Origin of the sequence: Mycolicibacterium celeriflavum (genome assembly GCF_010731795.1) — a bacterium.
Lineage (GTDB): Bacteria > Actinomycetota > Actinomycetes > Mycobacteriales > Mycobacteriaceae > Mycobacterium > Mycobacterium celeriflavum.
This window is the reverse complement of the sequence record NZ_AP022591.1, coordinates 2,720,424-2,744,657: the sequence shown is the minus strand read 5'-3', so window position 1 is coordinate 2,744,657 and position 24,234 is coordinate 2,720,424. Positions and strand designations below refer to the sequence as shown.

At 67.8% G+C, this 24,234-nt stretch carries 33 protein-coding genes; 24 read left to right on the top strand and 9 right to left on the bottom strand.

The features are described 5' to 3' along the window. Nucleotide 1: 1 nt before the first annotated feature. From hemB to G6N18_RS13325, 12 genes are all read left to right on the top strand, one after another. A complete protein-coding gene (gene hemB / locus G6N18_RS13380; protein WP_083006099.1) occupies nt 2-982 on the top strand; it encodes a porphobilinogen synthase in 981 nt (326 codons plus the stop codon). Then, on the top strand, nt 970-1,404 hold the full coding sequence (locus G6N18_RS13375) for a hypothetical protein (protein WP_276060846.1): 435 nt from the start codon (nt 970-972) through the stop codon (nt 1,402-1,404). The genes hemB and G6N18_RS13375 overlap by 13 nt, the downstream gene beginning before the upstream one ends. 20 nt (nt 1,405-1,424) lie before the next feature. Continuing rightward, a complete protein-coding gene (locus G6N18_RS13370; protein ID WP_067223995.1) occupies nt 1,425-1,796 on the top strand; it encodes a hypothetical protein in 372 nt (123 codons plus the stop codon). Next, nucleotides 1,793-2,275, top strand: coding sequence for a transport-regulating membrane protein Mce1N (locus G6N18_RS13365; RefSeq protein WP_067223998.1), 483 nt, complete (start codon nt 1,793-1,795; stop codon nt 2,273-2,275). Before G6N18_RS13370 ends, G6N18_RS13365 begins: the two co-directional genes overlap by 4 nt. Further along, entirely contained in the window at nt 2,272-2,520 is a 249-nt protein-coding gene (locus G6N18_RS13360) for a hypothetical protein (RefSeq protein ID WP_067224001.1), read from the top strand. The genes G6N18_RS13365 and G6N18_RS13360 overlap by 4 nt, the downstream gene beginning before the upstream one ends. A 127-nt stretch (nt 2,521-2,647) precedes the next feature. Further along, nucleotides 2,648-3,505: an oxygenase MpaB family protein gene (locus tag G6N18_RS13355; protein WP_083006097.1), complete on the top strand. Its 858-nt coding sequence runs from the start codon at nt 2,648-2,650 to the stop codon at nt 3,503-3,505. Next, nucleotides 3,492-4,136, top strand: a complete 645-nt coding sequence (locus tag G6N18_RS13350) for a TetR/AcrR family transcriptional regulator (RefSeq protein WP_083006095.1) — start codon at nt 3,492-3,494, stop codon at nt 4,134-4,136. Before G6N18_RS13355 ends, G6N18_RS13350 begins: the two co-directional genes overlap by 14 nt. Before the next feature lie 44 nt (nt 4,137-4,180). Beyond that, a complete protein-coding gene (locus G6N18_RS13345) occupies nt 4,181-4,510 on the top strand; it encodes a hypothetical protein (protein WP_083006128.1) in 330 nt (109 codons plus the stop codon). Nucleotides 4,511-4,579: 69 nt separating this feature from the next. Beyond that, nucleotides 4,580-5,065 carry a pyridoxamine 5'-phosphate oxidase family protein gene (locus G6N18_RS13340; RefSeq protein WP_067224010.1) on the top strand — a complete coding sequence of 162 codons (486 nt, stop codon included), beginning with the start codon at nt 4,580-4,582 and terminating at the stop codon, nt 5,063-5,065. Further along, nucleotides 5,062-6,417 carry a cytochrome P450 gene (locus G6N18_RS13335; RefSeq protein ID WP_083006093.1) on the top strand — a complete coding sequence of 452 codons (1,356 nt, stop codon included), beginning with the start codon at nt 5,062-5,064 and terminating at the stop codon, nt 6,415-6,417. The genes G6N18_RS13340 and G6N18_RS13335 overlap by 4 nt, the downstream gene beginning before the upstream one ends. 88 nt (nt 6,418-6,505) lie before the next feature. Continuing rightward, nucleotides 6,506-6,847 carry a hypothetical protein gene (locus G6N18_RS13330; RefSeq protein ID WP_067224017.1) on the top strand — a complete coding sequence of 114 codons (342 nt, stop codon included), beginning with the start codon at nt 6,506-6,508 and terminating at the stop codon, nt 6,845-6,847. A 223-nt stretch (nt 6,848-7,070) separates the two neighbouring features. Then, on the top strand, nt 7,071-7,289 hold the full coding sequence (locus tag G6N18_RS13325; protein WP_133052480.1) for a hypothetical protein: 219 nt from the start codon (nt 7,071-7,073) through the stop codon (nt 7,287-7,289). A gap of 774 nt (nt 7,290-8,063) precedes the next feature. On the opposite strand, the gene G6N18_RS13320 is transcribed toward G6N18_RS13325, so the two are convergent. Continuing rightward, on the bottom strand, nt 8,064-9,221 hold the full coding sequence (locus tag G6N18_RS13320) for an MFS transporter (RefSeq protein WP_067224281.1): 1,158 nt from the start codon (nt 9,219-9,221) through the stop codon (nt 8,064-8,066). Between the two features lie 135 nt (nt 9,222-9,356). Between G6N18_RS13320 and G6N18_RS13315 the strand changes: the two genes are divergently transcribed. Beyond that, a complete protein-coding gene (locus G6N18_RS13315; RefSeq protein WP_083006089.1) occupies nt 9,357-10,043 on the top strand; it encodes a FadR/GntR family transcriptional regulator in 687 nt (228 codons plus the stop codon). A gap of 8 nt (nt 10,044-10,051) precedes the next feature. Here G6N18_RS13315 and G6N18_RS13310 read toward each other — a convergent pair whose 3' ends face one another. Next, nucleotides 10,052-10,432 carry a nitroreductase family deazaflavin-dependent oxidoreductase gene (locus G6N18_RS13310; protein WP_083006087.1) on the bottom strand — a complete coding sequence of 127 codons (381 nt, stop codon included), beginning with the start codon at nt 10,430-10,432 and terminating at the stop codon, nt 10,052-10,054. Nucleotides 10,433-10,454: 22 nt separating this feature from the next. On the opposite strand from G6N18_RS13310, the gene G6N18_RS13305 reads away from it, so the two are divergent. The 8 genes from G6N18_RS13305 to G6N18_RS13270 all read left to right on the top strand — a co-directional run bounded on the left by G6N18_RS13305 (nt 10,455) and on the right by G6N18_RS13270 (nt 18,004). Then, a complete protein-coding gene (locus G6N18_RS13305) occupies nt 10,455-10,838 on the top strand; it encodes a nitroreductase/quinone reductase family protein (RefSeq protein ID WP_083006127.1) in 384 nt (127 codons plus the stop codon). A 52-nt stretch (nt 10,839-10,890) separates the two neighbouring features. Further along, nucleotides 10,891-12,195: a glutamate-1-semialdehyde 2,1-aminomutase gene (gene hemL, locus G6N18_RS13300; RefSeq protein ID WP_083006085.1), complete on the top strand. Its 1,305-nt coding sequence runs from the start codon at nt 10,891-10,893 to the stop codon at nt 12,193-12,195. Then, entirely contained in the window at nt 12,192-12,812 is a 621-nt protein-coding gene (locus G6N18_RS13295; RefSeq protein WP_067224031.1) for a histidine phosphatase family protein, read from the top strand. Before hemL ends, G6N18_RS13295 begins: the two co-directional genes overlap by 4 nt. Then, nucleotides 12,809-13,405, top strand: coding sequence for a TlpA disulfide reductase family protein (locus G6N18_RS13290; RefSeq protein ID WP_109749563.1), 597 nt, complete (start codon nt 12,809-12,811; stop codon nt 13,403-13,405). The genes G6N18_RS13295 and G6N18_RS13290 overlap by 4 nt, the downstream gene beginning before the upstream one ends. Beyond that, nucleotides 13,402-14,241, top strand: coding sequence for a cytochrome c biogenesis CcdA family protein (locus tag G6N18_RS13285; RefSeq protein WP_083006083.1), 840 nt, complete (start codon nt 13,402-13,404; stop codon nt 14,239-14,241). Before G6N18_RS13290 ends, G6N18_RS13285 begins: the two co-directional genes overlap by 4 nt. Continuing rightward, nucleotides 14,238-15,824 carry a cytochrome c biogenesis protein ResB gene (gene resB, locus G6N18_RS13280; RefSeq protein WP_083006081.1) on the top strand — a complete coding sequence of 529 codons (1,587 nt, stop codon included), beginning with the start codon at nt 14,238-14,240 and terminating at the stop codon, nt 15,822-15,824. The genes G6N18_RS13285 and resB overlap by 4 nt, the downstream gene beginning before the upstream one ends. Further along, nucleotides 15,821-16,789, top strand: a complete 969-nt coding sequence (gene ccsB, locus G6N18_RS13275; protein ID WP_083006080.1) for a c-type cytochrome biogenesis protein CcsB — start codon at nt 15,821-15,823, stop codon at nt 16,787-16,789. Before resB ends, ccsB begins: the two co-directional genes overlap by 4 nt. 132 nt (nt 16,790-16,921) lie before the next feature. Beyond that, the gene (locus G6N18_RS13270) at nt 16,922-18,004 is read left to right on the top strand and encodes a MinD/ParA family ATP-binding protein (RefSeq protein ID WP_234806243.1); all 1,083 of its coding nucleotides are present in this window, start codon (nt 16,922-16,924) and stop codon (nt 18,002-18,004) included. 9 nt (nt 18,005-18,013) lie between these two features. Here the strand turns inward: G6N18_RS13270 and G6N18_RS24255 are convergent, their stop codons facing one another. Continuing rightward, on the bottom strand, nt 18,014-18,175 hold the full coding sequence (locus G6N18_RS24255) for a hypothetical protein (RefSeq protein ID WP_165606485.1): 162 nt from the start codon (nt 18,173-18,175) through the stop codon (nt 18,014-18,016). 52 nt (nt 18,176-18,227) lie between these two features. On the opposite strand from G6N18_RS24255, the gene G6N18_RS13265 reads away from it, so the two are divergent. Together G6N18_RS13265 and G6N18_RS13260 are read left to right on the top strand one after the other, a co-directional pair. Next, entirely contained in the window at nt 18,228-18,539 is a 312-nt protein-coding gene (locus G6N18_RS13265) for a DUF4229 domain-containing protein (RefSeq protein WP_067224046.1), read from the top strand. Nucleotides 18,540-18,598: 59 nt separating this feature from the next. Beyond that, entirely contained in the window at nt 18,599-18,943 is a 345-nt protein-coding gene (locus tag G6N18_RS13260) for an ester cyclase (RefSeq protein ID WP_067224048.1), read from the top strand. Here the strand turns inward: G6N18_RS13260 and G6N18_RS13255 are convergent. The 6 genes from G6N18_RS13255 to G6N18_RS13230 are packed head-to-tail and all read right to left on the bottom strand — an operon-like array spanning nt 18,940 to nt 23,936. After that, on the bottom strand, nt 18,940-19,662 hold the full coding sequence (locus G6N18_RS13255; RefSeq protein WP_083006078.1) for a hypothetical protein: 723 nt from the start codon (nt 19,660-19,662) through the stop codon (nt 18,940-18,942). The genes G6N18_RS13260 and G6N18_RS13255 overlap by 4 nt on opposite strands. Then, nucleotides 19,662-20,600, bottom strand: a complete 939-nt coding sequence (locus G6N18_RS13250; RefSeq protein WP_083006076.1) for a vWA domain-containing protein — start codon at nt 20,598-20,600, stop codon at nt 19,662-19,664. Before G6N18_RS13250 ends, G6N18_RS13255 begins: the two co-directional genes overlap by 1 nt. After that, nucleotides 20,597-21,601, bottom strand: a complete 1,005-nt coding sequence (locus G6N18_RS13245; RefSeq protein WP_083006074.1) for a hypothetical protein — start codon at nt 21,599-21,601, stop codon at nt 20,597-20,599. Before G6N18_RS13245 ends, G6N18_RS13250 begins: the two co-directional genes overlap by 4 nt. Beyond that, nucleotides 21,592-22,065 (bottom strand): hypothetical protein, encoded by a 474-nt coding sequence (locus G6N18_RS13240; RefSeq protein WP_083006072.1) that lies wholly within the window; start codon nt 22,063-22,065, stop codon nt 21,592-21,594. The genes G6N18_RS13245 and G6N18_RS13240 overlap by 10 nt, the downstream gene beginning before the upstream one ends. Continuing rightward, on the bottom strand, nt 22,055-22,927 hold the full coding sequence (locus G6N18_RS13235; protein ID WP_083006070.1) for a DUF58 domain-containing protein: 873 nt from the start codon (nt 22,925-22,927) through the stop codon (nt 22,055-22,057). Before G6N18_RS13235 ends, G6N18_RS13240 begins: the two co-directional genes overlap by 11 nt. Before the next feature lie 7 nt (nt 22,928-22,934). Continuing rightward, a complete protein-coding gene (locus G6N18_RS13230) occupies nt 22,935-23,936 on the bottom strand; it encodes an AAA family ATPase (RefSeq protein ID WP_067224063.1) in 1,002 nt (333 codons plus the stop codon). Nucleotides 23,937-24,031: 95 nt separating this feature from the next. Here G6N18_RS13230 and G6N18_RS13225 point away from each other — a divergent pair, with 95 nt between their 5' ends. Beyond that, the gene (locus G6N18_RS13225) at nt 24,032-24,232 is read left to right on the top strand and encodes a helix-turn-helix domain-containing protein (protein WP_083006068.1); all 201 of its coding nucleotides are present in this window, start codon (nt 24,032-24,034) and stop codon (nt 24,230-24,232) included. Nucleotides 24,233-24,234: the final 2 nt, after the last annotated feature.

The following is a 24,234-nucleotide window of genomic DNA, read 5'->3' as shown; positions in this document are numbered from 1 at the left end:
AGTGGCCTTTCCTAGGCATCGGCCTCGCAGACTGCGTGCCACGCCGGCGATTCGGCGACTCGTCGCCGAAACCACTTTGGAGCCGCGACAACTGGTGCTGCCGATGTTCGTCGCCGACGGTATCTCGGAACCGCGCGAAATTCACTCCATGCCCGGCGTCGTGCAGCACACGCGCGACTCGCTGCGTCGCGCCGCCGCCGACGCCGTCGCGGCGGGCGTGGGCGGTGTGATGCTGTTCGGCGTGCCGCGCGACGAGGACAAGGATCCCACCGGGTCCGTGGGGGTGGCCGAGGACGGCATCCTCAACGTCGCGCTGCGCGATCTTGCCAAGGACCTCGGCGACGACACGGTGCTGATGGCCGACACCTGCCTCGACGAATTCACCGACCACGGCCACTGCGGAGTGCTCGACGCCGCGGGCCGGGTTGATAATGACCTGACCAACAGGCGATACGTGGAACTCGCTGTGGCACAAGCTGATTCGGGAGCACACGTCGTCGGGCCGAGCGGCATGATGGACGGACAGGTCGCCGCGATCCGGGACGGCCTGGACGCCGCAGGGCACACCGACACGGTGATCCTGGCCTACGCCGCGAAGTTCGCTTCCGGTTTCTACGGCCCGTTCCGGGACGCGGTGGGGTCGAGCCTGCGCGGGGATCGCCGTACCTATCAACAGAATCCGGGCAACGCCCGGGAGGCGCTGCACGAGGTCGAACTCGACATCGACGAGGGCGCCGACATCGTGATGGTCAAGCCCGCGATGGGCTACCTCGATATCGTGCGTGCGGCCGCGGACCTCTCGCCCGTGCCGGTGGCCGCTTATCAGGTGTCCGGCGAGTATTCGATGATCAGCGCCGCGGCCGCCAACGGTTGGATCGATCTGCAGACGGTCGCGCTGGAGACCCTGACGGGCATCCGGCGGGCCGGCGCCGACATCGTGGTGACCTACTGGGCGGCCGACGTCGCCGGTTGGCTGGCGTGAGCCCGGATCAGCCCGTCACGCCCGGCGCCCGACCGGAGGACGTCGACACCGGCTTCTGGCTCTGGGTGGCCGCACTTGCGCTGATGGTCGTCGGGCATGTCGTCGACCTACTGGTCACCGATCGCGCTCGGGCCCTACCGATCCCGGTCCTGGTGGTCTCGGTGACGTTCGTGGTGATCCTCGCGGCCGTCGTGCTGACCTTCCAGATCCTGATGCGGCACGGCTACCGGTGGGCCCGCACAGTCTTGACCGGCGCCGGCTTGGCGGTGGTCGTCTATGTGGCGAGCAGCCTGTTCAACGCCGATCGTCCGGCCGCCGCCGCGGTCGCCTACGCCGTCACCGCCATCCTCGGGTCGGTGCTGATACTCGGCGGCGCATATCTATTGCACCGCAAAGACGCCACCGATTACTTCACTCGGTGACGGGTTAGGCTGGCCCGACCATGACCGCTCCTGCGCCGCGAACCCGCGTCGTCACCGCAGCCTTCTGGTGCTGGGTCGTCGCCTCGGTGATGTTGATGGTCGGCGGGTTGATCGCCGCTTCGGTGGATCTGCCGCCGCTGTTCCGCGGTGCGGGGATGCTCACGGTCGCCGCCGGCGCCGGCATGGCCTTCCTCGCCGGTCGGATCCGCACCGGTGACCCGCGGTTCCGCAGGGCGGGCGTCGCGCTCTCGTTGACGATTGTCGTGCTCGTCGTGCTGCTTTCGGCACGGGGCATCGTGCACATCGTGACACTGCTTGCGATCCTGCCGTTGATCGCGGGCGCTATCCTCGTCACCCGGCCGGGTGCGGCGAAGCAAGGGGAAGCGACGTGACCGACAACGGGGCTCCGCCCCAGGTGCTGTTCTACGAGCAGGGAGCCAGCTGGTGGTGGGTGTCGGCAGGGCCGGCGGCGGCGATTGCCATGGGGTTGATCCAGGCCTCCGCAGGCTACGGCTTCCAGTTGCTGATGCCCGGGATATTCCTCGTGCTCGTCAGCGGCTTCCTCGGGATTCAGGTCAAGGCCGCGCGCGTGCACACCTCGGTCGAGTTGACGCCGGAGTTCCTGCGGCAGGGCACCGAACGCATCCGCACCGACGAGATCGTGCGGATCTACCCCGAAGCGACCGGCAGCGAGACGCCGAAGTGGCAGGCGGCACGGGCGCTCGGCGAGCTCACCGGCGTTCCGCGTGGCCGCACCGGCATCGGGCTGAAGATGACCAATGACCGCACCGCGCAGGCGTGGGCACGCAAGCCGCAGCGGCTGCGGCAGGCGTTGACCCAGCTGATCGAAGAGCGCATCCCACCGGCATGACCGTCCGGGCAACGCTGGCCCTGCTGCTGGCCGTCGCCGCAGCGGTCGGCAGCGTGCTGAGCTGGTTGGCGGCCGCCACCACGGTCGTGGTGGCGCCGGTGCTCGAAGGCGAGCCCCAAACGACGTCGGTGGAGTACAGCGCGCCGCTGCTCGGGCTGGCGCTGGTGTTGGCGACCGTCGCGGGCGTGCTGGCCGTGCTGGCGGTGGCACACCTCCGTCGCCGCCGCACATCGGCGCCGAAATAGCATTCCTGGTCGCCGCCGCGGCCGATTTGCAACCATGGCTTCTCTCTCGGTGAGGTTCGCTCGCCGGAAGTGAGAGGCCGCTCACACCCGCTTGGTACAAAGTGCAGAATTTGTAACACTGTGCCGTATGACCGAGTTGGTGGAAAAGAACGACCGCATCGATGACGCGCTGCCGCTGGGGCCGCAGTCGCTGGTGTGGCGCTACTTCGGGGACAACCGGATGTACCTGATCGGTCCGCGGCCTGCGGTGCTGCAGAACATGCTCGCCGAGCTCGGCCAGGGCGTGCTCGACCATTCGGTGTTCTTCGACGACACCGCGGCCCGGGTGAAACGGTCGCTGCCGCCGATCTTCAACACGGTCTACGGCTCCGACGACGACCATCCCGGCAGCCGGGTGCGCGACTTCCACACCGAGATCAAGGGTGACATGCCGGACGGTAAGCGCTATCACGCGTTGGATCCGGACACCTACTTCTGGGCACACGCGACATTCGTCGATCAGGTGCTGTACTTCGCCGACACCTTCGTCAAGCGGTTGAGCCGCGAGGAGAAGGAACAGATCTACCTCGAGTCGAAGACGTGGTACCGCCGCTATGGCGTGAGCGACCGGCCGATGCCTGCCACCTACGACGAATTCGAGCGCTACTGGGACCGCATGCTCGACGAGATCGTCGTCGCTCACCAGACCGCACGGTACGGAGTCGGCTACGTGACAAGGGGTTTCCCCTGCCCCAAAGGCGTTCCCCGATGGGCGTGGCGGCTGATCGCGCCGGTGTTCAACCCCTTGGCGGCGTTCCTGACCACCGGCGGCCTCCCGCCACGCGCCCGCGCACTGCTCGAACTGCCCTGGAGTGACCGCCAGGAGCGGCGCTACCAGCGCTTCGCGGCGGTGTGGCGGTCGCGGCCGGTCAACTGGGTGTGGGACCGTCTGCCAATGTCCGTGCGCTACAACAGCTATGCGCAAAAGGGCTATGCCAGGGCCTGACCCCGCGACGGGGCCTGATTCGTCGCCCGCGACGGGGCCTCATTCGTCGCCCGCGACGGAAGCCATCCTCGACGCCGCCGTCATCGAGTTCGAGCGGCACGGCGTGCGCCGGGTCGCGCTCGACGATGTCGCCCGTCGCGCCGGAGTCAGCCGGACCACCATCTACCGGCGATTCGCCAACCGCGACGAACTCGTCGCCGCGGTGATCGAGCGCGAGAACATCGCGCTGTTCGCCGACATCGCCGACGAGGTCAAACGAGTTGGGCCCCAGTCGAATCACTACGTCGAGGCCTTCACCCTCTCGATCCTGAAGTTCCGCCGGCACCGAGTGCTGTACCGGATGCTGACCGATGAGCCGGCACTGCTGCTCGAACTCGCCCGCACACACTACGAGGCCGCGATCGCCCGGATGGCCGCGGCGTTGCGGATCATCTTCGGAGCCGGGTTCGCCGAGCGGATCGGCGAGCAGGCAATCGAGGAACTGGCCGACAGCATCTTGCGGTACGCGGCGATGGTGCTACTGCTGCCGAGCTCGCAGCCGTTGGAGTCCGCCGACGAGATCCGAGCCTTCGCCCGCCAGCACTTCCTCCCCAGTTTGCCGGCGGCGCTACGCACCGTGCCGACTGCTTAGCCCCTCTCTGTTTGGTGGATCACACGTTCGGGCAGATCTATCCCATGAGCACCGACGACAAGCAACAGGACGACGAACGGCTCACCGAGGAGCAGCGAAAAGCCGAACCGGAAACCGACGAACACCACCAGGTCACCAGCGAGCAGGAAACGCCGCCGCCGACGGAGAAGCCCGACGTCACCGACGAGCATCGCGACAAAGCCAAAGAGATGCACAAGGCGTACGAGGAGGACCGGCCGACCACCAAGATGCCGGGCAGCGGCGGCGCGGTAGCGGGTACCGCCGTCAACGACTGGATCGATGACGAGGGCAACCCGAAATTCAGCGAGGAATCTTCGAGCGGCCAAGGCTCCGAGGGCACCGGTAACCGATAGCGGCGCGCGTCGGAGTTCAGCTGCTCGACCTACTCGGCGGCTAGCGGTATGTGCCTACGCTAGGCAACCGTGACCCCTCTCGAACAGATCGCGCCCGTCTTCGTCGAGATGGCGCATTCGATCGTGTGGGCCTCGGTGGCCACCGTCGACGCCAACGGTCGGCCCCGCACGCGCATACTGCACCCGATATGGGAGTGGGACGGCACCGACCTGCTCGGCTGGATCGCCACCGTGCCGACTCCCATCAAGAAGAACCATCTCGCCGTGCACCCCGAGGTCTCGGTGAGCTACTGGACCACCAACCACGACACCTGCAGCGCCGAGTGCCTGGTCGAGTGGTACATCGACGACGAGACGCGGACCGCGGTGTGGGACAAGTTCGCGAACGGTCCCGAGCCCGTCGGCTACGACCCGAGGATCATCCCGATGTGGCAGGAGGGGCCGACCTCCGATGCGTTCGCGGCGCTGCGGCTGAGTCCCTACCGCATCCGCGTCATGCCCGGCACCGTGATGACGAAAGGCGAAGGCGCACCACTGACCTGGTCGGCGACATGAGCACGCTCGACGTCCGGGCGTTGCCGCTGGTGCCGAAGAATCCGCTGCCGCTGTGGCAGCTGCTGAAACTGGTGCGTCGGCTCGATACCGGACAGGAAGTGATTCGCGACGCCGGCGGTCCGGTCACGCGCATCCAGTTCGGGCCCAAGAGGTTGTATCCGCCGATCGTGGCGGTGATGTCACCGAACGGCATGCGCGACGTGCTGGGACGCTCTGATGCCTCATCGGAGCGATGCATCTATCACGACGAAGTCCGCAACATGGCTGGCGACAGCCTGTTCGTACTGCCGAACGATCTGTGGCGCCCGCGCAAACGTGCGCTGCAGCCGGTGTTCACCAAGTACAACGTCCGCAACTTCGGCGGCCAGATGTCAGGAGCGGCACAAGCTTTCGTCGACCGCTGGCGTGACGGCGGTGATGTCGACCTCGACGTCGAGTGCCGCCGGGTGGCCATGCAGTCGTTGGGCCGATCGGTGCTCGGCGTCGACCTCAACGAGCGCGCCGACACCATCGCCCGGTGCATGCACGTCGCGTCGTCCTACACCGCGGACCGTGCGCTGCGGCCGGTGCGCGCGCCCCGCTGGCTGCCGACGCCGGCGCGCCGGCGGACCCGCAGGGCAGTCGCCGAGATGAAGGAGATCACCGACGAGATGGTGCACGCATGTCGCACCGACCCGACGCGCGACGCCCCGCTCGTGCGGGCGTTGATGGCGGCGAGGGATCCGCAGACCGGCTCGCCGATCTCCGATGACGACATCTCGAACGACCTGCTGATCTTCATGCTCGCCGGGCACGACACCACGTCGACCGCGCTGACCTACTCGCTGTGGGTACTCGGACACCATCCCGACATCCAGGCTCGCGTCGCCACGGAAGCCGCCGCCATCGGCGATCGGCAGCTGACGCCCGAGGATGTGCCCCGGCTCGGCTACACCGTGCAGGTGCTGCACGAGGCGCTGCGGTTGTGCCCTCCCGCAGCGGGCGTGGCCCGACTGGCGACCCGCGACATCGTCGTCGATGGCTACCGCGTCGAAGCTGGGACGCTGGTGGCCGTGGGACTTTATGGGCTGCACCATGATCCGACGCTGTGGCCCGACCCGATGAAGTTCGACCCCGACCGGTTCAGTGCCGAAAACGTCAAGAACCGCGGCCGGTGGCAGTTTCTGCCTTTCCTCGGCGGCGGCCGACCGTGCATCGGCGAGCATTTCGCTCGACTGGAGACGACGCTGGCGTTGGCCACGATCGTGCGCGCGATGGAGATCCGCTCGGTCGATGGCACGTTCGAGTGCGAGGTGCCGTTCACCACCGTCGCGAAGGGGCCGATCCGGGCCCGTGTGCGGCCGCGCGACTGACGTCGCGCAGTGCAGTCGAGGCGTGTCGGTCGGCAGCGGAGATGGGCAGGCGGTCCGGTCTTGCGGTGCTACTGGGTTGTCCCCGACGGTGCCAATCGACCGCGGCAGACGCGACGAGAGGCACGTCCTCGTCGGTGCCGATCTCGGCCAACGCCGTGGCAAGCTCACCGAGTCCGTTGATGGAGCTTTCGTAGCCGATCCGGTGCGCGAGATTTCGAACCCACCGGCGGGCGCGCATTCTCTGGCCGAACGACAACCGACGCACGTCGCAGATCACCAGGACTTGGCGTGCGCCCCGGGTGGCGACCGCCGCGAGCCCCAACTGGCAGCAGTCGTTCTCGCACGCCCTCAGGCGTCTGCGCGTTGGGCGGGAATGGCCTTCGCCGAACAACGATTCGACGGCGCCTGCATCGAGGATGAGGATCGCTGACTCGAGAGACTGGTCGTCGGTGTCCGTCTCCGAGGCATAGCCGGGAACAGCGCCAGCCCAGCGAGAACTCGACGCCCGTTCGCACGGTGGACGGCCGTGACGCACCACAAAGCCGTGGCTTCGGCATGCCGCACCAATCGCTTCCGCAAGGCCCGGAAGCCGGCCGAAAATTGTCACCGGCGCTTCGCCGGATCCCTGAACCGCCAACACAACCTCACTACTCGTGGGAAGCGCTCACCTAGACGCCGCCGGTCTCCTGACCTATTTGTCGCTCGCACTCGGAAACCAGCTGCAACGCAAGCGAAATGGCGTCCTGGCGGCCCGCAGCGCCGTCGTCGGCGTCCGGCACGGCATCCCGCGACAGTCGCGCGGCTATCGTGCTGAGGGCCACACCGGCACGTACGCGTTCCCGATCTGGCCGACGCCCGCGGGTCTGCGATGATTTCACGAGAGTCCCTGACGCCAAGGCGATCTCATCCAGTACACAGATACGTGCGAATCGAATGCCCGCCGTGTAGCCGTTGCGATATGCAGTGCTTCGATGCGTCGGCGGTGACACATCAGCCAGGTCGTCCAGCAGTCGTACCAGCACTCGCTTCGTACCCGCGGCACCCGAAGGCCAGCCGGTCTTCGTAGACTCCGCCTTCGCCACCACTGCGGGCACGCCCCGCAACCCCGCCCCCTTGTCTGAGTGGTCAACGCTCGTCGCGGTCATCCGCACGCCAACTTCTGATTGTCTTCAGAACACACTGTTTCATCCTTCAAATCCCACACCTTTTAATGGTTGATCACTCGACCCGTACCCTGGCTTTTCGCCTTTCCACAATTTCGCGCATGCGCCGTTTTCTTCGGCAGTTTGTTGAAGAGGTGTCGTGCAAATTGCGGAACGCGAAAATGCGAATGTCGCGGCCGGATCGCTAAAACGCGATACTGCAGACGCAGCGGCGCGCTCGGTTTTATTAGCGGCTTGCCCGCTTGCGGCGTGGGATGGTCTCCTCGGTGGTCTTTTCCCGCTTGGCCGCGCGGCGTTCCTTGAGAGTCATCGTAGGCTTTTTGAGTTCCTTACTTTGAGACTTTCCAGCCACAACTTCTCCTTTCACTGGCCCGCATCAATGCGCGACCATACCCGAGAAAAAAATAAAGACCAGTCGCCGTGCAATTGGGTCAAAAAGGAGGACCGGGCCCGTGTGCGGCCGCGGGCAAAGCACGCGTCTTCTCAGACGTAGCGGTTGCGGCCCGCCACCATCCCGGCACCGATCTGGATGACGTAGACGGCCAGCACCAACGCCCACGGCACGGTCCAGCCGCCCGTCGCGTCATGTAGTAGGCCGAACAGAAAGGGACCGATCCCGGCCAGCAGATAGCCGATGCCCTGCGCCATGCCGGACAGCCGGGCGGTATCTGCGGAGTTTCGTGCTCGTAGCGCGATGATGGTCAACGCAAGTGAGAAGGCCCCCAACCCAATTCCGAACAGCGCACTCCACAACAGGGGCGCCGCGGCCGGTGCGAGCATCAGGCCCACTACGCCGGTCATTCCCGTCACGCCCAGGGCAAGGACCCACGGGGCCTGACTCCTCGACCGCGCCGCCAGCGGCGAGCCGAACAGCGCGATCGGCACCCCGATGAGTGAGACCAGCCCGCTGAGCAGGCCGGCATGCGTCGACGTCAGGCCACTGTCGATCAGAACTTCGGGCAGCCATCCCATCGCGATGTACGCCAGGCAGGCCTGACAACCGAAGAACAACGTCACCATCCAGGCCAACCCGCTGCGCATCATGGGGCGATCTCGTGGTTCGACGGCGGCGCCGATGTCGGCCCTACCGAGATCCCTGCCCCCGAGCAGCCAGGCGGCCAACGCCAGCGCGGCGAGCAACGCCCAGCCGCCCAGCGCCTGCCGCCACCCGCCAAGCACCTGCTCGAGCATCGGCGCGACCGCCGCCCCCAGCGCGCCGCCGCCTTGAAGCGCGGCGGTGTAGATACCCGTCATCACGCCGATCTGGGCGGGGAACGCGTCCTTGATCACCACCGGGATCAGCACGTTGATGAGGGCGATGCCCGCCGTGGCGACGAGTGTTCCGCCGATCACCACGAACGGCCCGTCCAGCGGCCGGACGACGAGCCCGACGATCAGCGTCACCAGGGCCCCCGCGATTCCCGGCCCCAAGCCGAACCGTCGGGCCAGCGCCGGCGCGGCCAGCCCAGCACCCGCGAAGCACAGCCCCGGCAGCGTGGTCAGCACGCCTGCCCAGGTGGCCGACGCGTCCAGCGATGTGCGCATCGGTCCCAGCAACGGTCCGATGCTGGTGATCGCGGGCCGCAAATTGAGTGCGGTGAGCACAACCGCGACGACGAGCAGGAACCGCCCGGCCAACAGCGGCGTCCGGTCTGACTCGAGGCGGTCGACGGCGTCGGCGTCCCGCCTGACGATGTCGACGGCGTTGCCGAGGCCGCTGGAAGTCACATCTAGTAGAGTCTCATACATCCTATGATCGGATGAAACGGAGAATGTGTGACGCTCGCTACGACCCGCAGGACCGGTCTGGTCGACCAGGCCATTGAGCAGCTGCGAGCATCCGTGGCGTCGGGCGCATGGCCGGTGAACTCCCGCATTCCCACCGAGCCGGAGCTCGCAGCAGCGCTCGGCGTCGGGCGCAACACCGTGCGGGAGGCGGTACGGGCGTTGGCGCACAGCGGCTTGTTGGAGGTCCGCCAAGGTGACGGCACGTACGTCCGGGCGACCAGCGAGGTATCGGGTGCTCTGCGTCGACTCTGCGGAACCGAGTTGCGGGAAGTGCTGCAGGTGAGGCCCTGCCTTGAAGTGGAGGGTGCCCGTCTGGCCGCCCGGGCCCGAACCTCTGCGGACCTCGACGACCTACGGGCACTGCTGAAACGTCGGGACCAGATCGCCCCGTCCGACGATCCCGAGGCCTTCGCCCGCGCGGACACCGAATTCCATGTCGCGGTGGTGCGCAGTTCGCACAACGTCGTGCTGATCGAGCTGTACCGCGGCCTCACCGAGGTGGTGATGGCCAGTGTCGCGACCGCAGCCGACGAACCTGCCACGGCCGTGATGGATCACAGCCGCCTGGTCGAGGCGATCGCGGCGGGCGACGTCGAATCCGCCGCGCTCGAAGCCGGCGGCTTCATCGACGAGATCCTGAGCGAGTTCGAATTGTCGGACGAGACGTCGACGTAGTCGAGCAGCTACACCCGCGTCAGCAGCACGGCTTGTTCGAACGGCAAGCGGGCGAAGATCGGCCGCCACAAACCCGTCACCGACGGTGCCGCCTCGGCTTTGGGCATCACACGGGGATCGCGCAGCTCGACGGTCCTGCCGTAGCGCTTCATCCGCGCGCCGTCCGCGGCGGTGACGTTCTTCAGCCAGTCGCGGTCGGGCCCGTACGTCAGCAGGATGGCCACGCCGTCGTCGGTGGAGAAGACCGTCAACGGGGTGCGATACGGCTTGCCCGATTTGCGGCCGACGTGTTCGAGGATGCCGAACGTCGGCGCCCAACCCGCCCACAGCCGCTGGATCGGATTGGTGACGTGCCGGTTGAATCGGGCCAGCCATTGCGGTAGCTGCATGTCGACCATCAAACTCGAGGCCATGGCCTACCTCAAGCCTCCGTGGTTCGTGCGCAAAATCTTCAACAAGTTCGCGATGGCGACCGGAGTCGGCAACAGCCAGACCCTGACGGTGACCAAGCGCGTCAGCAAGCAGCCGCAACAGATCCCGGTGGTGGTCCCCGAGGTCGACGGCGTCAAGTATCTGGTGTCCACCCGAGGCGAGGCCGAGTGGGTGAAGAACGTCCGCGCCGATCCGCACGTCAAGCTCGGCGACGTGACGTACGTGGCCACGGAGGTGCCGGTGGGCCAGCGCGGGCCGATCATCGCCGCCTACCGGCCGCTGGCGGGCAACGTCGTCGAGGCCTACTGGAAGCAGCTGCCCTCCGATGCCGATCACCCCACGTTCGCGCTGACTCCCGGTTGAGCCACTACACCCTGTAGTTGACGGTTTCGAGCCTGCTGGGACACTGGTGGCCATGTCGAGCACCGACGTCTCCGCGAAACTCTTCGCCGACGCGTGCGCCCTCATCCCCGGCGGCGTCAACTCGCCGGTGCGGGCATTCACCTCGGTGGGTGGCACCCCGCGGTTCATCACCTCGGCCAGCGGCTGCTGGCTGACCGACGCCGACGGCAACCGCTACGTCGACCTGGTCTGCTCATGGGGGCCGATGATCCTCGGCCATGCGCATCCTGACGTGGTCGCGGCGGTGCAGCGGGTGGTGTCCGACGGCCTCTCGTTCGGCGCCCCCACCCCCTCGGAGTCGGAACTGGCCGCAGAAATCGTCGGCCGGGTCGCGCCGGTCGAACGGTTACGGCTGGTGAACTCCGGCACCGAGTCCACGATGAGCGCGATCCGGTTGGCCCGCGGCTACACGGGCCGGGCCAAGATCGTGAAGTTCTCCGGCTGCTACCACGGCCACAGCGACGCGCTGTTGGCCGACGCGGGCTCCGGCGTCGCCACGCTCGGGCTGCCGTCGTCACCCGGGGTGACCGGCGCCGCGGCCGCCGACACGATCGTGCTGCCGTACAACAACGTCGCTGCGGTGGAGGAGATCTTCGGCCGGTTCGGCGACGAAATCGCCTGCGTGATCACCGAGGCCAGCCCCGGCAACATGGGTACCGTCCCGCCGCTGCCCGGCTTCAACGCCGCGCTGCGCCGGATCACCGCCGAACATGGCGCGCTGCTGATCGTCGACGAGGTCATGACGGGGTTCCGGGTCAGCCGGTCGGGCTGGTACGGCATCGATCCCGTCGACGCCGACCTGTTCACCTTCGGCAAGGTGATGAGCGGTGGATTGCCGGCCGCCGCGTTCGGCGGCCGGGCCGAGGTGATGGATCGGCTGGCCCCGTTGGGGCCGGTGTATCAGGCGGGCACGCTGTCGGGAAACCCGGTCGCGATGGCGGCGGGCCTTGCTACGCTGCGCGCCGCGGACGATGCCACCTACGCCCAACTCGACGCCAACGCCGACCGCTTGACCGAGCTGCTGGGCCGGGCGTTGACCGAAGCCGGCGTGGCGCACCGGATTCCCCGCGCCGGCAACATGTTCAGTGTGTTCTTCACCGACGAGTCGGTGACCGATTTCGCGTCGGCGCGAGCGTCTGAGACATGGCGCTTCCCGGCGTTCTTCCACGCATTGCTCGACGCCGGCGTGTACCCGCCACCGAGTGCTTTTGAGACCTGGTTTGTCTCAACAGCTTTGGACGACGACGCGTTCGACCGCATCGCCGCCGCCCTGCCAGGCGCCACGCGTGCCGCGGCGGAAGCCGAGCAACCGGCATGACGAGCACCGAGGTCGTGAAGACCGTGGTGCACGTGATGCGGCACGGCGAGGTGCACAACCCCGACAAGATCCTGTACGGCCGCCTGCCGGACTATCACCTCTCCGAGCGGGGCCGGGCGCAGGCGCAGGCGGTCGCGGACTGGCTGTCGTCGCGCGACATCGTCTATGTGGTGGCCTCGCCGTTGGAGCGGGCACAAGAGACCGCGGGTCCCATCGCGGCGGGCCTGGGCCTGTCGGTCGACACCGACGACGGGTTGATCGAGTCACTGAATATCTTCCAGGGGCAACGGGTCTCGCCGGGCGACGGCGCGCTGCGCGACCCCCGCAACTGGTGGCACCTGCGTAATCCGCGAACACCGTCCTGGGGGGAGCCGTACCGCGAGATCGCCGAGCGGATGACCGCCGCGGTGCATCGCGCCAGGGCCAAGGCGGCGGGCCACGAGGCGGTGTGCGTGAGCCACCAACTTCCCGTCGAGACATTGCGCCGGTCGATGACCGGTCATGCGCTGCACCACTTTCCGACCCGCCGGCTGTGCAACCTGGCTTCGCTCACCTCGTTCTACTTTCACGGCGACACCTACGTCGGCTGGAGCTACGCGGAGTTGGCCGGGCAGTGAAGCTGCGGTTGCTTCTGGCGTGCGCGGCGGTCGTCGCGCTCGCCGGCTGCTCCACCGGCGACGACGCGGTCGCTCAGGGCGGCACTTTCGAGTTCGTCGCGCCCGGCGGGCAGACCGACATTTTCTACGACCCGCCGCAGGAGCGCGGCCGCCCCGGCCCGCTGAGCGGTCCCGACCTGATGGACCCGGCGAAGACCATTTCCCTCGACGACTTCGCGGGCAAGGTAGTGGTGCTCAACGTGTGGGGGCAGTGGTGCGGACCGTGCCGTACCGAAATCACCCAGCTGCAGCGGGTTTACGACAACACGCGTCACCTCGGTGTGGCATTCCTCGGCATCGACGTCCGGGACAACAATCGTGACGCCGCGGTCGACTTCATCGTCGACCGGAAAATCACCTTCCCCTCGATCTACGACCCGGCGATGCGGACCATGATCGCATTCGGCGGCCGGTACCCGACGACGGTCATCCCGTCGACGGTGGTGCTGGACCGGCAGCACCGGGTCGCCGCGGTGTTCCTGCGCGAACTTCTCGCCGAGGATCTGCAGCCGGTCGTGGAACGCCTTGCGCGCGAAGCGGAGCCGAGGACGTGAGCCTCGACCAGATCGATCAGTTGATCGCGGGTGGCCCGGTGCTGCTGGCGTTGCTGGTCAGCGCGCTGGCCGGACTGGTGTCATTCGCCTCGCCATGCGTGGTGCCGCTGGTGCCGGGCTACCTGTCGTATCTGGCCGCGGTCGTCGGGGTCGACGCGGAGGACACCCCCGTCCTGGCTGGCCGAAACCGACGTTCTGGCGGAAAATTGCGGCCAGAATCCGCCAAAACGTCGGTCTCGGCGAAGACGACGCGGCTGCGGGTGGCGGGCGCCGCCGCCTTGTTCGTCGCCGGGTTCACGGTCGTGTTCGTGCTGGGCACGGTCGCGGTACTCGGCATGACCACGTCGCTGATCACCAATCAGCTTCTGCTGCAGCGCATCGGCGGCGTGGTGACGATCGTGATGGGGCTGGTGTTCGTCGGGTTGATCCCCGCCCTGCAGCGCGAGGCGCGGTTCACCCCGCGGCAGATCTCCACGCTCGGCGGCGCCCCGCTGCTGGGCGCGGTGTTCGCGCTCGGGTGGACGCCGTGCCTCGGGCCGACGCTGACCGGGGTAATCGCGGTGGCCTCGGCGATCGACGGCAGCAACGTCGCCCGCGGCGTCGCGCTCGTCATCGCCTACTGCCTGGGCCTGGGCCTCCCGTTCGTGCTGTTGGCGTTCGGGTCGGCGCGCGCCGTGCAGGGGCTGGCGTGGCTGCGACGGCACACCCGCACCATCCAGATCGTCGGCGGCGTACTGCTGATCCTGGTCGGTACCGCGCTGGTGACCGGTGTGTGGAACGACTTCGTGTCCTGGGTGCGCGACGCGTTCGTGTCCGACGTGACGTTGCCGATATGAGCGGGATCGCGCAGAAAGCAATCGCGCTGTTACGCAACACCTGGCGGACGCTGACGTCGATGGGTACCGCGCTGGTGCTGCTGTTCCTGCTGGCGCTCGCGGCGATCCCCGGCGCGCTGCTGCCCCAGCGCAGCCTCAACGAGTCCAAGGTCGACCAGTACATCGCCGAACATCCGACGATCGGGCCGTGGCTGGACCGCCTGCAGGCCTTCGACGTGTTCTCCAGCTTCTGGTTCACCGCGATCTATGTCCTGCTGTTCATCTCGCTCGTCGGCTGCCTGACCCCGCGGCTGCTCGAACACTTCCGCAGCATGCGGGCGACCCCCGTGGCGGCGCCGCGGAATCTGAGCCGGCTGCCCAAACACCACCGCATCGAGACGGCGGCCCAGCCCGAAGCGCTCGCGGCGACGGTCACCGAGCGGCTGCGCGGGTGGCGCACGGCTACTCGCCGCGACGACGACATCACCGAGATCTCCGCGGAGAAGGGCTATCTGCGGGAGTTCGGCAATATCGTCTTCCACTTCTCGCTGCTCGGCCTGCTCGTGGCGGTGGCGGCCGGCAAGTTGTTCGGCTACGAGGGCAACGTCATCGTGATAGCCGACGGCGGACCGGGATTCTGCTCGGCGTCACCCGCGGCGTTCGACTCGTTCCGCGCGGGCAACACCGTCGACGGCACATCTCTGCATCCGATCTGCCTGCGGGTCAACGACTTCCAAGCCGATTATCTGCTGACGGGGCAGGCGACGTCGTTCGCCGCCGATATCGAGTACCAAGCGGGCACCGACCTCGATTCCGGTACCTGGCGGCCCTACCACCTGAAGGTCAACCATCCTCTGCGGGTCGGCGGCGACCGGATCTATCTGCAGGGCCACGGTTACGCACCGACCTTCACCGTGACCTTTCCCGACGGGCAGACGCGCACCCAGACGCTGCAGTGGCGCCCGGACGACCAGATGACGCTGCTGTCGTCGGGCGTGCACCGGTTCGATCCACCCGGCGGCACCTATCCCGACGCCGACGAACGCCGCGACAACCAGCTCGCCATCCAGGGCCTGTTCGCGCCGACCGAACAGCTGCACGGCACGCTGCTGTCGTCGAGCTTCCCCGCGCTCAACGACCCCGCCGTCGCCGTCGACATCTACCGCGGCGACACCGGCCTGGACACCGGCCGGCCGCAGTCGCTGTTCACGCTCGACCCGCGGCTGATCGAACAGGGCCGGCTGACCAAGAAGGCCCGGGTCAACCTCGGGGCGGGGGAGTCGACGCGCCTCGACGACGGCACCGTGGTGCGGTTCGACGGCGCCGTGCCGTTCATCAACGTGCAGGTGTCCCACGACCCGGCCCAGGTGTGGGTGCTGGTGTTCGCGCTGACCATGATGGCCGGCCTGCTCGTGTCGCTGGTGGTGCGCCGGCGCCGCGTCTGGATTCGGATCAGCCCCGCACGTCCGGGTACGGTAACCGTCGAGCTGGGCGGGCTGGCGCGTACCGACAACTCCGGCTGGGGTGATGAGTTCGAGCGGCTGACACAGCGCCTCCTTCCCGATGCGACGTCGGCGCAGCCCGCAGGAGAGAGAGTCACATGAATTCCGAGCAGATCGACATCGGCTTGGCCCGGTATTCGGACTGGGCGTTCACCTCATCGGTGCTGGTCCTGGTGGGTGCGCTGCTGCTGCTCGCGATCGAGTTGGCGTACCACCGCAGCCGTAAGGCCGAGACCCGCGAGCTGGTCGGAGTGGGCGCCGACAGCGCCGCGCCCGGCGTCGTCGCCGACACCCCCAAGCGCCCCGTCGACGAGCGCATCGGCGGCGCCGGCCTCGCGCTCACCTACCTCGGGATCGGCCTGCTGCTGGGCTGCATCGTGCTGCGCGGCCTGGCCACCTCGCGGGTGCCGTGGGGCAACATGTACGAGTTCATCAACCTGACCAGCTTCTGCGGGCTGGTCGCCGCGGCGGTGGTGCTGCGTCGCCCTCAGTACCGGTCGCTGTGGGTGTTCGTGCTCGTTCCGGTGCTGATCCTGCTGACGATCTCCGGCCGCTGGCTGTACACCAACGCCGCGCCGGTGATGCCCGCGCTGCAGTCCTACTGGCTGCCCATCCATGTCTCGGTGGTCAGCCTGGGCTCGGGGGTGTTCCTGGTGGCCGGCGTCGCCAGCATCTTGTTCCTGATGAAGATGTCGCGGTTCGGCGAGCCCGGCGCTGACGGGGTGCTCGCCCGCGTCGTGCACCGCCTTCCCGATCCGCAGACCCTCGACCGCATCGCCTATCGCACCACGATCTTCGCGTTCCCGGTGTTCGGCTTCGGCGTCATCTTCGGTGCGATCTGGGCCGAGGAGGCGTGGGGCCGCTACTGGGGCTGGGATCCCAAGGAGACGGTGTCGTTCATCGCGTGGGTGGTCTACGCCGCCTATCTCCACGCCCGTTCGACCGCGGGTTGGCGCGACAAGAAGGCCGCCTGGATCAACGTCGTCGGCTTCGTTGCGATGGTGTTCAACCTGTTCTTCATCAACCTCGTGACCGTGGGCCTGCACTCCTACGCCGGGGTGGGCTGACGGGCCGTCGTATCACCCTTTCGCTAAGATCGCTCACGTTAGCCTGCGAAGCCTTGGGGGACCGTCAGCGTGTCTGAACATCCGGCGCACCGCGCTGCGGATCGTCTCGGCAAGGATGCGGCTTCCCCGTCGGTGATACCCGAAAACGCTTATGCGCCAGGCGGATTCCGTGCGCAGAGCCGGTTCAGCGATCCCGCGGCCGAACCGCCGCCGGAGTGGACAGCACCGACACCGCCGGGCGGCCTGCCGGTCAGCTCCCCGCCGCGGGAGTTCACAGAACACGACCCGCCGCCGTACCTGGACCTGTCGACGGTCGCCTTGCTCGGCCAACCCAAGCGTGCCCCTTCTGAGGGCTGGCGCAAGTGGCTGTACTTCGGCTCGTTCAAGTTGATCAATCTCGGCGACGGACCGAAGGCCGTTCGCCGCCGCACACTCACCGCACAGGTTCAGCGACCCCTGCGGGGTTGCCACCGCATCGCGGTGCTGTCGCTGAAGGGCGGCGTCGGCAAGACCACGATCACCGCGACGCTCGGTTCGACGCTCGCCTCGATCCGGGGTGACCGCGTGATAGCCGTCGACGCCAACCCCGACCGCGGCACGCTCAGCGAGAAGGTGCCGCTCGAGACGCCGGCCACCGTGCGTCACCTGTTGCGCGACGCCGACGGCATCCAGGCCTACAGCGACGTCCGCAGCTACACCTCACAGAGCCCGAGCCGGCTCGAGGTGCTCGCCTCCGAGAGCGACCCCGCGGTGTCGGAGGCATTCAGCTCCGAGGACTACACCCGCACTCTCGAAGTCCTCGAGCGGTTCTACAGCCTGGTGCTCACCGACTGCGGCACCGGTTTGATGCATTCGGCCATGGCGGCGGTGCTGGCCAAGGCCGACACGCTGGTCGTGATCAGCTCGGGCTCGGTAGACGGGGCCCGCAGCGCCTCGGCGACGCTGGACTGGCTGGACGCCCACGGCCACCAGGACATGGTGCGCAACTCCATCGCGGTGATCAACGCGGTTCGACCACGGTCGGGGAAGGTCGACATGCGCAAGGTCGTCGACCACTTCAACCGGCGTTGCCGGGCCGTGCTCGAGGTGCCGTTCGACCCGCACCTGGAGGAAGGCGCGGAGATCAGCCTCGAGCGACTGAAACCGGAAACCAGACAAGCATTGCTCGAACTCGCGGCCGCGGTCGCGGCCGGATTCCCCGGCGCCCAACGCTGAGCTCACGGGTCAGGGACGCGGGTTGTCCTCCTGGCCGAGCCGACGCAGAAACTCGGGATCGTCGTCGGGCCCGATCACGCGGGTCCGCGGACGGCTCGAAGAAACTCGCATCAGCCGCCAGCCGACATATGCCAGCACGCCGAGTACGAGAATCAGGAGCAGGTACGCCACGGGAACAAAACCTCCTTTCTTCGAATATACGCGCCGTCGGTAGGCTCGGTTCGTGTCTGACGGTCGTCCCGGAACTCGGCTCGTGCTCGATGTGCTGGCCTATCTGCTGGCGCGTCTGTTGCTCGTGGCGGCGCTGACGGCGGTGATCTTCGGCGCCGGACATCTGCTCGGTCTGCGCGAGTTTCCGCTCGTCGTGGCGCTGCTTTTCGCGCTGGTGATCGCACTTCCGCTGGGCATCTGGCTGTTCGCCCCGCTCCGCCGCCGCGCCACCGCGAGCATCGCCGCCTTCGACGAAGGTCGACGCCGGGATCGGGCGCAGCTGCAGGCTCGGCTGCGCGGCGAGGAGCCGCCGTCCACGCCGTGACGGCGTCCGCTTCGTGAAGCGGATTGCGCATCGGTGTCTCGCCCGGTAAGTACACGGGCATGACCTCACCCAAAGATTTGTATGTCCGGTGGATCGACGAGTTGTGGTCAGGAAAGCCCATCGCGGCCGAGTTGGTCACCGAGGACTTCGTCGGGCATTGGCCGCAACGTGTGGTCCGAGGCCCGGCGGAACTGCAGGCAGCCGTCGATGAGTCCCGTCAGATGCTCGACGAGCTGAAGTTCTGGATCGAGCTGCAGCCGTTCGTCGAGGGCGACATGCTCGCGGCCAGGTGGATCGGCACGGGCGCGGCCGAGGACGGACCGAAGCGGTTCACCGGCAACGACATCCTGCGAATCGAGGACGGGAAGTTCGCCGAGTACTGGACGGGCACCTCCACCGGCTAACCGGCCGCGTCCTGCAGCACCTGCTGCAGTTTGTCGAGCGGGTCGCCGGCGGCGGGATCCAGCCGCAGCGCGTCCCGCGGTGAGTCGGGTTCGGGCAACACCGGTGCGGGCGGCGGCGCCGGGGGCGGCGGGGCCGGAACGGACGCAGGCGGCGGAACAGGCGGCGGAGCGGTCAGGCCGGCCAGCTTGGCCGCCAGCCGGGGTGCCGCATCGTTGCGGACCGCCCTGCGCTCGGGATCGGGATCGGAGTTGGCCTCGAAGCATCCCGCCGGAGCGTTCTCCACGATGGCCAACGCGCTGCGGTACCGATCCCGGGCGGCCTCGGGGCGGTTCTCCCAGGCGTCCACATCGCCTTGGCGCTCGCGGACGAGTTCCAGGTTGATCAGGACGGGACACGACTGCTCACGCGGCGTGCGGCGCAGTGCGTCGGAGAAGTGTGCGTCGGCGTCGTCGAGACGGCCGTCGAGCACCGCGAGAGTGCCCGCCGCGAACGGAGCCCGCGCGGGTTCGACGACGTTGAGCACACCCATCACCGCGACATCGGCACGCAGCGCATCGGCGTCGCGCTCCGCGTAGTTCGAGACCGCCGATTCACCGGCGACCACAGCGGAGATCAGCTTCAACGCAACGGCCATCACCGCGACTGCGAGGGGAGCCGAGAACAAGACCAGCCGGCGCCGCAGCCGCAACCGCGACGGACGGGGACTCTGCGCGCGCATCAGACGACCTCGTCCCGGCGGGCCGCGCGGCTGGTCCGGAACTCACGCAGCGTGAGGTAGATCTCGAACAGCAACAGCACGGCCGCGACCATGGTGAACACCCAGTACAGATCCGTGCGGTCGGGCGCGGCGCCGGTGGACTGCGTCGGCTCGACACCGCTCACGTCGGGTGCCGCCTCGGTGACCGGACGGGCGGTGTCGCGCGCGACGAACGGCACGTCGAGCTGATCGGCGATCCGCCGGAGGCCCGGCTCGTTGCGCGTTGCGCCGTAACCGAACACCGCCCCGCCGTCCACCGAGCCGGGTACCGGGTCGAACTCACCCTGCGGCGCCCGCGACGACGGCGCGCCCGACCCGAAGTAGAACACCAGATTCTGCGCACCCGGATCGCGTTGGCCGGCCGCAATCAGCTGATAGCGAAGGACATTCGCCGCGGCCGCCGCATTCACCTCGGCTGTCATGTTGTCCGGGTAGGGCTGCACACCCGCCACCACCGGCTTGAGACTCCAAGTGTCCTCGGACAGCGGCCATTCCAACGACGACCGGGACGCGAACGTGATCAGCGCGAACCGGGCCCGCGGGTAGCGGTCGATGAGCGCGGTGATGTCGTCGCGGATGCCGGCGATCCGCGATTGCCCGGCAAGGTGATCGGTGATGGCCGAGTCGGCGGAGCGGTCGACGATCAAGAACACGTTGGCCGGTGCGTCGTCGCCCGAGGCTCTCTCGGCCGAAAATTGCGCACCGCCGCCGATCGCGGGCCGGGCGGCGGCGATCAACATCAGCACCACCGCGAGCGTCAGCGCCGACCATCGCCACACCGTTGTCCATCGCTGGCGCGCGCTGCCTGCCAACTGCCACATGGTGATGAGCCGGAGCACCACCACGGCCGCGGCGATCGCGATCAGAAGTGCCGGAGGTACGACGGGTGAGAACGTCATCGCCGCAACACCGCCAGGGACAGGCACAACAGCGCCGACACCGCGACCGCGGCCGCCAGCGGAATGGTCGGGGTGTCTCCGCGGAACCCGGTCAGGGTGGCGGCTCGGTCGGCATCCGGTGGGTGGGCGCGGATTCCGTCCAACTGGGCCGCCAGGTCAGTCCTGATCGGTGCGTACCGCCCGTAGGTGGCTTCCACGACGGACCGCAGCGGACCCGGCGATGTCACCAGCGCATTGACCTGGACTCCGCGTTCACGCGCCATCTCGGTGACCTGCTGCTCGGTGAACAAGGAGGGGCGCGTCTCGTCCGCGGCGCGCAACTGGCCGGGGCCCAGGTAGATGAGCGACCGCCTGCGCTCGTCGGGCGTTTCGTCGGCCGGGAACCCGGCCAGGCACAGCGCGAGGACGTCGGCGACGCTCGCCGCGTAATCCACGTACGTGACGGGTGCGGTGAACGACGCGAGGGCGTTGCGCTTCGCCGACAACTGAGTGGGCGAGAGCGCGCCGTCGTCTGGAAGCTCCGCCAGACCGGCTGCCTCGCCGAGCTTTTCGACCGCGAACTGGTGGTCACGGGTCAGTGGGATCACCCGGCGGTTGGCGGAGGTCAACCCGATGCGTTGGGTGCCATACGTCCTGGCCTGCTCGGCGAAATGGGACAGGAACTCGCCGGTGGTCGGTTCGGTGGCCGGTTGGCCGACGCACAGCATGATGTCCTCGGGCACGTCGGACGTCTGCATCGACCACCACAAGCCGCTCGGGCGGGCGCTGGCCAGTGCCGCGGCCCCGAACAACAGCACCAGCAATGCGATCGTGACGATCAACGACACGGTCCGGGCGCGCGCCACCCGCGCGTACTCCGGCAGGCGGGTCAACCGCGTCGTGTTCGCCAGCGGTCGCAACTGCCTCTGCGACGGCTTCGTCGGTACGAACACAGCCAGCGCGACAGCGCCTGCCAGACAGGCGAATCCGACGACCGCGACCGGCCACCAGGTCAGGGCCACGAGCAGATCAGCTCCTCGACCCCGCCGCCGACGTCATCGACGCGCACCGGTGATGCGGCGTTGAACTGCGCGTCGTCGAGCGCGGTGAGCATCGGCGCGGCAGGCGCCAACTCACCGGACGCGATGTCGTCGAGGTGCATGTACTGCGCCCGGACACCCGTCGCCTGGTGCAGGAAACTGCGCAGGGTGCGGCTCATCGCGGCGCCGGCCTGGGCGGCGGTGAGCTCACCGTCGCGGTGCCGGGCGGCGATACGCTGCACCGCTCGCGCGAAACGGCGCCGTAGCAGCTTGCCGTGCAGCGAACGCACCGCAGGTATACGCTGCAGTCGCCGCGACGGCAGCGTCCACACGAAAACGCCTACGTACCAGGTGATCACGACGGCGGTCAGCAGGACGCCGAGCCACAGCCACGCCGGTGAGTACGGTATCGGCCCGCCGACGAACCGCAACAGGTCATCCGGCACGGGCGAACACCCCGGTGAGCTCGACGAGCCGGGCGCGGATCTCGCTGCTGGCGCCGATTCTGGTGTGTGGAACCGCGCGGGCGGTCATGAACTCGTCCAGTCGGTGTGCCCGCATCTGCTCGGCGCGACGATAGGCGGCCAACACCCGTGGGCCCAGCGTGGCGGTGTCCAGAACGAAACGCCCTGTCGAGACGTCGAAGCCGGCACGGTCGTCGGCGGCGGTGCCCACAGCAGGCATGTCGGACACCGTCGCCCACATGACATCGTGGCGGGCGGTCAACCTCGTGACGGCATCGCTGAGCCGTTCGTCGACCTCCGGCTCGTCGGACACCACAACGATCAACATCGGATGACGGTAATGCGTTGCGACATAATCGAGTTGACATACGATGTCGCTGCGACCGGCTGCGTTCGATGTGTGACCGTAGAACCTGTGCAGAATGCTCTCGATGTGTGTCTCGCCGCGGCGCTGGCGGATGTTGACACAGCCGCGGGCGTCGCCGAACACCATCCCGATCTGATCGGAGCGTCCGAGCGTGATGAGTCCGAATGCGCCGATGATGTTCACGGCCACATCGCGTTTGAGCTCACCGCTCGGTGTCAGCGCGGTCATGTTGCGGCCCGCATCGGCGACGATCAGCACCTTGTGGTGTTTCTCGGATACGAACCGCTTGATCAGCACATGGCCGGAGCGAGCCGAGGCCTTCCAGTCGATGTCGCGGACGTCGTCGCCGGGCACGTAGGGCCGCAGATCGTCGAATTCCAGGCTGCGGGTGTGCACCAGCGCGTAGCGGCCGCCTTCGAGCATTCCGCGGGTGTCGGTGCCGAAGTGCGTCCTCGCCGTGGTGAGGTGTTTGCCCATGGCGGCCCTACGGGACTCGAACCGCTTGCAGGACAGCGTCGATGATCGACTCAGAGGTGACGTTGGCACTGGCGGCCTCGAAGCCGAGGATGAGCCGGTGCCGCAGCACCCGGTGGGCGAGCTTGGCGATATCGCCCGGAATGACGTGGGCGCGGCCGGAGAGCAGGGCCAGCGCCCGGGCGGCGTTGCAGAACGCGATGGTGGCGCGGGGACTGGCGCCGTATTCGATGAGCCGGGCGAGCTGGCGGGGTAGGTGCGCATCGGGTTCGCGGGTGACGCCGACCAGTTGGCTGGCGTAGTGCATCAGCGCGCGGTCCATGTGGATGTGGCGGACGACATCCTGCAGCCGGCGAATGTCGTCGAGACCGGCGACCGGCCTGCTGCGGTGGTTCTTGTCGTACAGGCCGGCGTCCATCCGGAACATCACTTCCACCTCCTGCTCGGCGGAGGGATAGTGCACGACGTCTTTGAGCATGAACCGGTCGGTCTGCGCCTCCGACAACGGATAGGTGCCTTCCTGGTCGACGGGGTTCTGCGTCGCGATGACCAGAAACGGCTCGGGAATCGGATACTCGGTGCCGGCGATCGTGGTCTGGCGTTCCTCCATCGCTTCGAGCATCGCGCTCTGGGTCTTGGCGCTGGACCGGTTGATCTCGTCGAGCAGCACGATGTTGGTGTGCACCGGGCCGAGTTGGGTGACGAACGAATTGGTCGCCGACTCGTACACCTGGGTGCCGATGATGTCGCTGGGCAGCAGGTCCGGGGTGCACTGGATGCGCTGGAATCCGCCGTGGATGGATTCGGCGATGACGCGCGCGGCCGTGGTCTTGGCGAGCCCAGGCACGCTCTCGATGAGGATGTGGCCGCCGGTGAGCAGCCCGATCAGCAGCGACTCGCGCAGGTTCTCCTGGCCGACCACCTTGGCGGAGAACGCGTCGGAAACCGCGGCGACGACGCGCTGCGCCTCCGCGAGATCGCGCTGGTCGATGCGTGTCCGTGCTGCGGTCATGAATGCCTTTCGGGTCCGGCTGCCGGATGCGGATACCCGGGCAAGGGTATAGACAACCGCTGTCATAACGAGAGACGTCAGGTAAAGTTGACATCATGACCGATGTCGACGCGCTGACCAGCACAGACCCTGCAGTCGGATTGGCGGCGGTACGCGCTTTGCAGCGTTTGCAGGAACGTGTGGAGGCCATTCACGTGGCGAACGCGCGGGAGCAGGGCTGGAGTTGGCAGGCCATTGCGGCCGCCCTCGAGGTCAGCCGCCAGGCGGTGCACCAGAAGTACAACAGGAAAGGGTGAGC